Here is a 9,482-nt window from a genome sequence, read left to right as displayed (position 1 = left end):
TGCCTACGACACCTCACCGCACCCCCCACCGGGAGGCCCCGTATGCTCCGCCGCGCCCTGCGCCTGCTCGCCACCGCCCTGGCGACCGCCTGTCTGACCCAAGTCCCCGTCGCCGCACCCGCCGTCGCCGCCGACACCTGTGCCGTGAAGTCGAAGCCGTCCGGCAAGGTCCTCCAGGGCTACTGGGAGAACTGGGACGGCGCCGCCAACGGGGTCCACCCGCCCTTCGGCTGGACCCCGATCACCGACTCCCGCATCGCGGCCCACGGCTACAACGTGATCAACGCGGCCTTCCCGGTGATCCGCTCCGACGGCACCGCGCTCTGGGAAGACGGCATGGACACGGGCGTGAAGGTGGCGACGCCCGCGGAGATGTGCGCGGCGAAGGCGTCGGGCCAGACGATCCTGCTCTCGATCGGCGGCGCGACGGCCGGCATCGACCTCAGTTCGACGGCCGTGGCGGACCGTTTCGTCGCGACGATCGTCCCGATCCTGAAGAAGCACAACTTCGACGGCATCGACATAGACATCGAGACGGGCCTGGTCGGCAGCGGAAACATCAGCCAACTCTCCACATCACAGGCCAACTTGATCCGCATCATCGACGGGGTCCTGGCCCAGATGCCGTCGAACTTCGGCCTCACCATGGCCCCCGAGACCGCCTACGTCACCGGGGGCAGCGTCACCTACGGCTCGATCTGGGGCGCCTATCTGCCGGTGATCAAGAAGTACGCCGACAACGGCCGCCTGTGGTGGCTGAACATGCAGTACTACAACGGCAGCATGTACGGCTGCTCCGGCGACTCCTACTCCGCCGGCACCGTCCAGGGCTTCACCGCCCAGACCGACTGCCTCGACAAGGGCCTGGTCATCCAGGGCACGACCATCAAGGTCCCGTACGACAAGCAGGTACCGGGCCTGCCCGCCCAGTCCGGCGCGGGCGGCGGCTACATGTCCCCGTCCCTGGTCGCCCAGGCCTGGCGCCACTACGGCACGTCCCTCAAGGGCCTGATGACCTGGTCGCTCAACTGGGACGGCTCGAAGAACTGGACGTTCGGCGACAACGTGAAGTCCTTGCAAGGCCGTTGAGGCTCACTTGGTCGTGAGGGCGAGCTTCGCCCCCAGCGCCACGAACGAGCCGGCGAAGCTCCGCCGCAGCCACGTCATCACCCTCGGCCGGGAGGTGACGTGGCTGCGCACCGAGGCGGCCAGGACGCCGTACGCCGCGAAGACCAGGAACGTCGCCAGCATGAACACCCCGCTCAGCGCCAGCATCCGCATCAGCGCGTGCGGCTCGTGCGGGCTCACGAACTGCGGCAGGAACGCGAAGAAGAAGATCGTCAGCTTCGGATTGAGGATGTTGATCAGCACGGCCCGGACGATCACCTGCCGCGCCGAGTCCGGGGTGGTGCCCTCCTCGACGGCGATCGCGTCCTTGTCCCGCACGGTCGCCCAGGCCATGTAGAGGAGATAGGCGACACCGGCGTACTTGAGGATCTGGAAGGCAGCAGCGCTGGCATTCAACAGCGCCGCCAGCCCGGTCACCGTGGCCAGCACGTGCGGCACGATCCCGAGGGTGCACCCGAGCGCGGCGACAACACTGGCCCGCCGCCCACGGGACAGCCCGGCCGCCAGGGTGTAGACGACACCGGTCCCGGGCGTCGCAACGACAACAAGGGTGGTCAGCAAGAAGGCGATACTCATGCCCGCCACCCTCCGGCCCCGGGCACCCCGCCAACAGGTCCAATCGCCCGCGCCCGAAGAGGACCAATCACCGGCGCCCCACAAACGCAGAGTTCCCCGCACCCCCTGAGGGGCGCGGGGAACTGCGCGACAAGCCACGACGAACCCGCGGCCGGCGAATCACACAAGCAAGGCGGACGCAGCCCCGCTCAGCGGTCTAGCAACCACTTAGCAACCGACGAGCCTCGCAGCGAGGTACCCCTCGATCTGGTCCAGCGACACGCGCTCCTGCTTCATCGAGTCCCGCTCACGCACGGTCACCGCATTGTCGTCCAGCGTGTCGAAGTCGACGGTCACGCAGAACGGCGTACCGATCTCGTCCTGGCGACGGTAGCGACGGCCGATCGCGCCGGCGTCGTCGAACTCGATGTTCCAGTTCTGCCGCAGCGCCTGCGCGAGGCCCTTGGCCTTCGGGGACAGCTCCGGGTTGCGCGACAGCGGCAGCACCGCGACCTTCACCGGCGCCAGACGCGGGTCGAGCCGCAGCACCGTGCGCTTCTCCATCTTGCCCTTGGCGTTCGGCGCCTCGTCCTCGACGTACGCGTCGAGCAGGAACGCCAGCATCGCGCGGCCGACACCGGCCGCGGGCTCGATGACGTACGGCGTCCAGCGCTCGCCGGCCTCCTGGTCGAAGTAGGAGAGGTCCTGGCCGGAGGCCTTGGAGTGGGCGTTCAGGTCGTAGTCGGTACGGTTGGCGACGCCCTCCAGCTCGCCCCACTCGCTGCCGCCGAAGGAGAAGCGGTACTCGATGTCGGCGGTGCGCTTGGAGTAGTGGGAGAGCTTCTCAGCCGGGTGCTCGTACCAGCGCATGTTCTCCTCGCGGAGACCGAGGCCGGTGTACCAGTTCCAGCGCTCCTGCATCCAGTACTCCTGCCACTTCTCGTCCTCGCCCGGCTTGACGAAGAACTCCATCTCCATCTGCTCGAACTCGCGGGTGCGGAAGATGAAGTTGCCGGGCGTGATCTCGTTGCGGAAGGACTTGCCCATCTGCGCGATGCCGAACGGCGGCTTGCGGCGCGAGGTGGTCTGCACCTGACCGAAGTTGGTGAAGATGCCCTGTGCAGTCTCGGGGCGCAGGTAGGCGATCGAGCCGGAGTCCTGGGTCGGGCCGAGGTGCGTCGACAGCAGACCCGAGAACTGCTTGGGCTCGGTGAACTGGCCCTTGTTGCCGCAGTTGGGGCAGTTGATGTCAGCGAGGCCGTTCTCCGGGGCGCGGCCCTTCTTCTCCTCGTACGACTCCTCCAGGTGGTCCGCGCGGAACCGCTTGTGGCAGGAGGTGCACTCGGTGAGCGGGTCCGTGAAGGTGGCGACGTGGCCGGAGGCGACCCAGACCTCGGGGGCCAGGATCACGGACGAGTCGATACCGACCACGTCCTCGCGCGACGTCACCATGTAGCGCCACCACTGGCGCTTGAGGTTCTCCTTGAGCTCGACACCCAGCGGCCCGTAATCCCATGCGGCACGCTGACCGCCGTAGATCTCACTGCAGGGAAATACGAAGCCACGGCGCTTGCTCAGGCTGACGATGGTGTCGATCTTGTCGGCGGCCACGGTGCTCTCTTCATTACGACGACGGGCGACGAAGCGAGGCGCTTCACAGCGAATGCTTCAGGGTACCGGCGGGTCCTCCCCCTCAACCAAATCGGTAGCCCTCTGTGGACAGCCCCTCACGCTTGTTGACAATCGTTTCCACCTTTGCTGAAAATGACTGTCATGAACGTACGACGACATCACATATCCGGGCTTGCGCTGGCGGCCGTCACCGCTCTCGGTATCGGCACGCTCTCCGCCTGCTCCTCGGACAGCGCGGCCGCGGGCAACACGGACAAGTTCGACGTCGTCGCGTCGTTCTACCCCATGGCCTTCCTCGCCGAGCAGATCGGCGGCAGCCATGCGAACGTCTCCAGTCTGACCGAACCCGGCCAGGAGCCGCACGACCTGGAGATCAGCGCCCGGCAGCGGGCCCAGCTGGAGGACTCCGACGCGGCGCTCTACCTCAAGGGTCTCCAGCCGTCCGTCGACGAGACCATCGAGCAGTCGGGCCTCAAGACCAAGATCGACGCTGCCACGCTCACCAAGCTGGAGGACCACGGCGACGTCGAGCACGAGCACGCGGGCGAGCACTCCGAGGAGGAGCACTCCGAGGAGGAGGGCCACGCCCTCGACCCGCACGTCTGGCTCGACCCGGTGAAGTACGCCGAGATCGCCAAGGGCGTCGGCGCGGCCTTCGAGAAGGCCGACCCGGACCACGCGGCCGACTACAAGAAGAACACCGACGCGCTGGTCAAGAAGCTCGACGACCTCAACACCCAAGTCGCGGACGGGCTCAAGAACACCGAGACCAAGGTCTTCTTCACCAACCACGCCTCGTTCGGCTACTTCGCGGAGCGCTACGGCCTGACCCAGGAGGCCATCTCCGGCGTCGACCCGGACAGCGAGCCCAGCCCGGCCAGGATCAAGGAGCTTCGGACGGAAGCCAAGGCCGACGGCGTGACCACCGTGTTCTACGAGACACTGGTGTCCGACAAGACCGCGAAGACCCTCGCCGACGACGCGGGCCTCAAGACGGACGTTCTCGATCCGCTGGAAGGCATCACCGACAAGTCCAAGGGCGACGACTACTTCCAGGTCATGGAGGCCAACCTCAAGGCGCTGCAGACCGCGCTGGGGGCCAAGTGACCAACCTACGGAGGACGGCATGACCGAGCCCGTCATTTCGCTGCGCGGCATCCGCGCCGAGCTGGGCTCGCGCCCCGTCCTGCGCGGCATCGACCTCACCGTGGGCCGCGGTGAGGTCGTCGCCCTGCTCGGGGCCAACGGCTCGGGCAAGTCGACCGCCGTGCGCAGCATCATCGGCCAGGTGCCGGTCAGCGCCGGCGAGATCGAGCTGTTCGGCACCCCGCGGGCCCGGTTCCGCGACTGGGCGCGGGTGGGCTACGTCCCGCAGCGCACGACGGCCGCGGGCGGCGTGCCCGCCACGGTCGGCGAGGTCGTCTCCTCGGGCCGCCTGTCGCGCACCCGCTTCGGCGTCTTCCGCAAGGCCGACCGCGCGGCCGTACGCCGCGCCCTGGACCTCGTCGGCATGACGGACCGGGTGAAGGACTCGGTGGACGCCCTGTCCGGCGGCCAGCACCAGCGGGTGCTGATCGCCCGCGCCCTGGCCTCCGAGCCCGAACTGCTGATCATGGACGAGCCGATGGCGGGTGTGGACCTGGCCAGCCAGGAGGTGCTCGCGCAGACGCTCAGGGAGCAGGTCGCCGCCGGCTCGACGGTCCTGCTGGTCCTGCACGAACTCGGCCCGCTGGAGCCCCTGATCGACCGGGCGGTCGTCCTGCGCGACGGCTGCGTGACGCACGACGGCCCGCCCCCGAAGGCCGTCGGCCAGCACGCGCTGCCCGGCCACGACCACGTACACCCGCACGCGGCTCACGACGCCGAACCGATCCGGACGGGGCTGCTGAGCTGATGGAATTCCTGAACTACGACTTCATGCAGCGGGCGCTGCTCGCCGCCGTCCTGGTCGGCATCACCGCGCCCGCCGTCGGGATCTACCTCGTCCAGCGCCGCCAGGCCCTGATGGGCGACGGAATCGGCCACGTGGCGATGACGGGCGTCGGCCTCGGCTTCCTGCTCTCCTGGTCGCCGGTGTGGATGGCGACGCTGGTCTCCGTCCTCGGCGCGGTGCTGATGGAGTTGATCCGCTGGTACGGCAAGACCCGCGGCGACATCGCCCTCGCGATGCTCTTCTACGGCGGTATGGCCGGCGGCGTGATGCTCATCAACCTCGCGCCGGGCGGCTCGAACGCCAACCTGACCTCGTACCTCTTCGGCTCCCTGTCCACGGTGAGCGAGTCGGACGTGACGGCGATCATCCTGCTCGCCGCGTTCGTGGTGCTGGTCACCCTCGGTCTGCGCCGCCAGTTGTTCGCGGTGAGCCAGGACGAGGAGTTCGCACGGGTCACGGGCCTTCCGGTGCGCGCCCTGAACCTGCTGACGGCGATCACCGCGGCGGTGACGGTGACGGTCGCGATGCGTGTGGTCGGGCTGCTACTGGTGAGCGCGCTGATGGTGGTGCCGGTGGCGGCGGCCCAGCAGCTCACCCGGAGCTTCGCGGCGACGTTCGCGATCGCCGTCGCCATCGGGGTCACGGTGACGATCGGCGGCACGGTCACGTCGTACTACCAGGACGTCCCGCCCGGCGCGACTATCGTGCTGCTGACCATCGGCGCGTTCATCGCGCTGACCGCCCTGGCGGCCCCGCTGGCCCGCCGCAGGGCCCGGGCGCTGGCCGCGGCGCAACCCGCCGGCGATCCGGCGGAGTGCACGATTCCGGCCAGCCGGGATGCCACCGGCAAGGTCGGCGTCTGACTGCCCACTGTCCGGGCTGGCACAATGGCCCGGCAAGTGCAGACGTGAGGAGGCAACCGGTGACGACCGCTGGACCGCCCGTAAAGGGCCGCGCGACTCGGCAGCGGGCCGCCGTGGCGGCGGCCCTGGACGAGGTCGACGAGTTCCGCAGCGCCCAGGATCTCCACGACATGCTGAAGCACAAGGGCGACTCGGTCGGGCTCACCACGGTCTACCGCACCCTGCAGTCCCTCGCCGACGCCGGCGAGGTCGACGTCCTGCGCACCTCGGACGGCGAGTCGGTCTACCGCCGCTGCTCGACCGGCGAACACCACCACCACCTCGTCTGCCGCGTCTGCGGCAAGGCCGTCGAGGTCGAGGGCCCCGCGGTGGAGAAGTGGGCGGACGCCATCGCCGCCGAGCACGGCTTCGTGAACGTGGCGCACACGGTGGAGATCTTCGGCACATGCGCGGAGTGCGCCGCGTCGAAGAGCTGATCCCAGGAGTCAGACGCGCGTCAGGTTGCGGTCGAGGATCTCCCGCAACCTGTCGGCGTCGGCGGGTTCCTGAATGCCGCGCTTGGGCAGGACCGCGACACCAACAGCGGTGTTGTCGCCACTGAGCAGGACGAACACCTCCGCGGCCTCCGCGTAGCGTGGCATCCCGGCCCAGTTGATCGTCGTAGTGCCGGCGTCGTTGGCGATGCTCACTCCGGTGTCCGTCACCAGCGTGCGGCAGGTGCCCTGCCGCTGGGCAAACCGATGCAACTGGCGGGCCTGGAACCAGGGGATGGCCGCCACCATCACCGCCGCCACGAGCAACCAGAGGATGACTATGGGCGATCCGCTGCCCGTGGCGATCACGAGCGCCAGCATCAACAGGGCCAGGACGGCCATGGCGCCGGGCAGCCACCGTTGCATGCGTCCCGACCGGCTGGCGCGCAGCCGCGCCCGCAGCGCTTGATCAAGGTCCTTCACGGTCGGCTGGTACACCAGCTCTACGACGTCCTGCTCCTGAGTGGCTTCCCGCCCCATGTCCATGACCATGAGGCGGGATCGTACCGTCAGCCGGTGACTAGGAGTCCTCCTGCCGGCCCTCCATCGCCAGCAGCTCCTCGTTCGGGATCGCCCCGCCGAACCGCCGGTCGCGGGAGGCGAACTCCACGCAGGCGCGCCACAGGTCACGCCGGTCGAAGTCCGGCCACAGGACGTCCTGGAAGACCATCTCGGCGTAAGCGCTCTGCCAGAGAAGGTAGTTGGAGGTGCGCTGCTCGCCGCTGGGGCGCAGGAACAGGTCCACGTCGGGCATGTCCGGGTAGTAGAGGTACTTCGCGAAGGTCTTCTCAGTGACCTTGGACGGGTCCAGCCGCCCGGCCCGGACGTCCTCGGCGAGGGCCTGCGCGGCGTCCGCGATCTCGGCCCGGCCGCCGTAGTTCATGCAGAAGTACAGGGTCAGCTTGTCGTTGTCCTTGGTCTGCTCCTGGGAGATCTCCAGCTCCTTGGCGACCGACTTCCACAGCTTGGGCATCCGGCCGACCCACCGCACCCGGATGCCCAGCTCGTCGAGCTGGTCGCGGGTCTTGCGGATGAAGTCGCGGTTGAAGTTCATGAGGAAGCGCACCTCGTCCGGCGACCGCTTCCAGTTCTCGGTGGAGAAGGCGTACAGGGAGATCGCGCCGACGCCGATCTCGATCGCGCCCTGGAGGACGTCGAGCACCCGCTCGGCACCGACCTTGTGGCCCTCGGTGCGCGGCAGCCCGCGCTCCTTCGCCCAGCGGCCGTTGCCGTCCATGACGATCGCCACATGGTTGGCGACCAGCTCGCCGGGGAGCTTCGGCGCGCGGGCACCGGAGGGATGCGGCTCCGGCTTCTTGTACTCGCGGCGCCGGCGCCCCAGGAACCCACTCACAACCATGTGCTTTCCGTCTCCCTCTACTTTTCCACGTACCGAAGCGAGCGCAGCCCGCGCTCCAGGTGCCAGTGCAGATAGGCGGACACGATCCCGCTGCCCTCGCGGACGTACCGCGACTCGCAGGCGTCCGCCGACTCCCAGTCTCCCGTAAGCAGCGCGGCGAGCAGTTCGAGCGTCTGCGGCGACGGTACGACGCTACCGGGCACCCGGCAGTCGACACAGACCGAGCCCCCGGAGCCCACGGAGAAGAATCGGTTCGGACCGGGCATACCGCACTTCGCGCAGTCGCTGAAGCTGGGGGCGTAGCCGTTGACGGCGAGCGACCGCAGCAGGAAGGCGTCGAGAACGAGGTTCGGGGCGTGCTCGCCACGGGAGAGGGTGCGCAGGGCCCCGACGAGCAGCAGGTACTGCTGTACGGCCGGCTCGCCCTCATGATCGGTGAACCGCTCCGCGGTCTCCAGCATGGCCGTCCCGGCGGTGTAGCGCGCGTAGTCGCTGACGATTCCGCCCCCGTACGGAGCGATGGTCTCGCTCTGCGTGCACAGCGGCAGCCCGCGCCCGATGAGCTCACTCCCCCGCGCGAAGAACTGCACGTCGACGTGGGAGAAGGGTTCGAGGCGGGCCCCGAACTTGGACTTCGTCCGCCGCACACCCCGGGCCACGGCCCGCACCCGCCCGTGTCCACGGGTGAGCAGGGTGATGATCCGGTCGGCCTCGCCGAGTTTCTGTGTCCGCAGGACGACGCCGTCATCCCGGAAGAGGCTCATCGCGGGCCTCCGTGGACTTCCGGCCGAGGGAACAGACTCATGGGGTCATTCTCTCGTACGCCCGGAGTCAGCGGGGGCGGTCCGGGTGGCTGATGGTGCCCCAGGGGGCGAGGTTCCAAGGGCTGGAACGATTCGCCGGGTCCAGCAGCGCCCGCAGATGCGCGTCGGCGGTGGCCTGCGGAGCCGGGAGGTCGGAGGCGGATTCCGCCCTCCCTTGCAGCCCCTCCCGCCAGACCTGCCGGCCGAGCAGATAGTGAGCGGCGTACTCCTGCCAGGAGCCGTACGTCCCCACCACCGCCGGCACGATGTTCTTCAGCGCGGTCCAGGCGTCCGGCTCGTCGATCAGCCCGCAGCCGAAGCCACGGCGGGTGATGTCGACGTAGAGCGCGGCGTCCCAGGCGAGCGGCGCGACACCGGTGACCTGCAGCGCCCGTGCCCGGTACCCGCTGCGGGACAGGTCGTCGAGCCGGTCGACCAGCTCCACACGCGAGGTGATCTCCCACTGCTCGGCCAGCCAGCGCCGGGCACTGTCGTCGTCGATCCGCGTGTACGGGTAGAGGGTCTTCCGCGAGGCGCCGCTGTCCCGGCTCACCGGCGCGCTCAGCGACACCATCCACAGCTGGTGCGTGGTGAGCGGCACGGGATAGCGCCGGGACGTCGTCGGCCCCCGCCTCCTCCATCTCTTCCACAAGCCCATGCCGCCGCACTTTACGG

At 68.9% G+C, this 9,482-nt stretch carries 11 protein-coding genes; 5 read left to right on the top strand and 6 right to left on the bottom strand.

Features of this window, described 5'->3' with window-relative positions; translation table 11 throughout:
- The first annotated feature begins 42 nt into the window (after window positions 1-42).
- Window positions 43-1,089 (top strand): chitinase, encoded by a 1,047-nt coding sequence (locus OHT51_RS28605; RefSeq protein WP_328881781.1) that lies wholly within the window; start codon window positions 43-45, stop codon window positions 1,087-1,089.
- A gap of 3 nt (window positions 1,090-1,092) precedes the next feature.
- Here OHT51_RS28605 and OHT51_RS28600 read toward each other — a convergent pair whose 3' ends face one another.
- A complete protein-coding gene (locus OHT51_RS28600; RefSeq protein WP_328881780.1) occupies window positions 1,093-1,704 on the bottom strand; it encodes a LysE family translocator in 612 nt (203 codons plus the stop codon).
- A 207-nt stretch (window positions 1,705-1,911) separates the two neighbouring features.
- A complete protein-coding gene (locus tag OHT51_RS28595; protein WP_328881779.1) occupies window positions 1,912-3,294 on the bottom strand; it encodes a glycine--tRNA ligase in 1,383 nt (460 codons plus the stop codon).
- A 162-nt stretch (window positions 3,295-3,456) separates the two neighbouring features.
- Between OHT51_RS28595 and OHT51_RS28590 the strand changes: the two genes are divergently transcribed.
- Genes OHT51_RS28590 through OHT51_RS28575 form a run of 4 tightly spaced genes read left to right on the top strand, consistent with a single transcriptional unit; the run spans window position 3,457 to window position 6,587 of the window.
- Entirely contained in the window at window positions 3,457-4,422 is a 966-nt protein-coding gene (locus OHT51_RS28590) for a metal ABC transporter solute-binding protein, Zn/Mn family (protein ID WP_328881778.1), read from the top strand.
- Window positions 4,423-4,441: 19 nt separating this feature from the next.
- Window positions 4,442-5,209 carry a metal ABC transporter ATP-binding protein gene (locus OHT51_RS28585; RefSeq protein ID WP_328881777.1) on the top strand — a complete coding sequence of 256 codons (768 nt, stop codon included), beginning with the start codon at window positions 4,442-4,444 and terminating at the stop codon, window positions 5,207-5,209.
- Window positions 5,209-6,111, top strand: a complete 903-nt coding sequence (locus OHT51_RS28580; protein WP_328881776.1) for a metal ABC transporter permease — start codon at window positions 5,209-5,211, stop codon at window positions 6,109-6,111. Before OHT51_RS28585 ends, OHT51_RS28580 begins: the two co-directional genes overlap by 1 nt.
- A gap of 59 nt (window positions 6,112-6,170) precedes the next feature.
- Window positions 6,171-6,587 (top strand): Fur family transcriptional regulator, encoded by a 417-nt coding sequence (locus OHT51_RS28575; RefSeq protein WP_328881775.1) that lies wholly within the window; start codon window positions 6,171-6,173, stop codon window positions 6,585-6,587.
- Between the two features lie 9 nt (window positions 6,588-6,596).
- Here OHT51_RS28575 and OHT51_RS28570 read toward each other — a convergent pair whose 3' ends face one another.
- The 4 genes from OHT51_RS28570 to OHT51_RS28555 all read right to left on the bottom strand — a co-directional run bounded on the left by OHT51_RS28570 (window position 6,597) and on the right by OHT51_RS28555 (window position 9,465).
- Complete coding sequence (locus tag OHT51_RS28570) at window positions 6,597-7,136, bottom strand: YcxB family protein (protein WP_328881774.1); 540 nt, start codon at window positions 7,134-7,136, stop codon at window positions 6,597-6,599.
- Window positions 7,137-7,164: 28 nt separating this feature from the next.
- Window positions 7,165-8,004 carry an isoprenyl transferase gene (locus OHT51_RS28565; RefSeq protein WP_328881773.1) on the bottom strand — a complete coding sequence of 280 codons (840 nt, stop codon included), beginning with the start codon at window positions 8,002-8,004 and terminating at the stop codon, window positions 7,165-7,167.
- A 17-nt stretch (window positions 8,005-8,021) separates the two neighbouring features.
- A complete protein-coding gene (gene recO, locus OHT51_RS28560) occupies window positions 8,022-8,768 on the bottom strand; it encodes a DNA repair protein RecO (RefSeq protein ID WP_328881772.1) in 747 nt (248 codons plus the stop codon).
- Between the two features lie 67 nt (window positions 8,769-8,835).
- Window positions 8,836-9,465, bottom strand: a complete 630-nt coding sequence (locus tag OHT51_RS28555; protein ID WP_328881771.1) for a DUF1266 domain-containing protein — start codon at window positions 9,463-9,465, stop codon at window positions 8,836-8,838.
- Between the last annotated feature and the right edge of the window lie 17 nt (window positions 9,466-9,482).

Source organism: Streptomyces sp. NBC_00299, from assembly GCF_036173045.1.
In the GTDB taxonomy this organism is placed as follows: domain Bacteria; phylum Actinomycetota; class Actinomycetes; order Streptomycetales; family Streptomycetaceae; genus Streptomyces; species Streptomyces machairae.
Note: the sequence above shows the minus strand (reverse complement) of the source record. Positions and strands in the feature narration are given on the sequence as shown.

Bases quoted from the DNA above. Each gene is read 5' to 3' on its own strand.
- OHT51_RS28605 (WP_328881781.1), top strand. From the start codon at position 43: ATGCTCCGCCGCGCCCTGCGCCTGCTCGCCACCGCCCTGGCGACCGCC.
- OHT51_RS28600 (WP_328881780.1), bottom strand. From the start codon at position 1,704: ATGAGTATCGCCTTCTTGCTGACCACCCTTGTTGTCGTTGCGACGCCC.
- OHT51_RS28590 (WP_328881778.1), top strand. From the start codon at position 3,457: ATGAACGTACGACGACATCACATATCCGGGCTTGCGCTGGCGGCCGTC.
- OHT51_RS28585 (WP_328881777.1), top strand. From the start codon at position 4,442: ATGACCGAGCCCGTCATTTCGCTGCGCGGCATCCGCGCCGAGCTGGGC.
- OHT51_RS28580 (WP_328881776.1), top strand. From the start codon at position 5,209: ATGGAATTCCTGAACTACGACTTCATGCAGCGGGCGCTGCTCGCCGCC.
- OHT51_RS28570 (WP_328881774.1), bottom strand. From the start codon at position 7,136: ATGGTCATGGACATGGGGCGGGAAGCCACTCAGGAGCAGGACGTCGTA.
- OHT51_RS28565 (WP_328881773.1), bottom strand. From the start codon at position 8,004: ATGGTTGTGAGTGGGTTCCTGGGGCGCCGGCGCCGCGAGTACAAGAAG.
- recO (WP_328881772.1), bottom strand. From the start codon at position 8,768: ATGAGCCTCTTCCGGGATGACGGCGTCGTCCTGCGGACACAGAAACTC.
- OHT51_RS28555 (WP_328881771.1), bottom strand. From the start codon at position 9,465: ATGGGCTTGTGGAAGAGATGGAGGAGGCGGGGGCCGACGACGTCCCGG.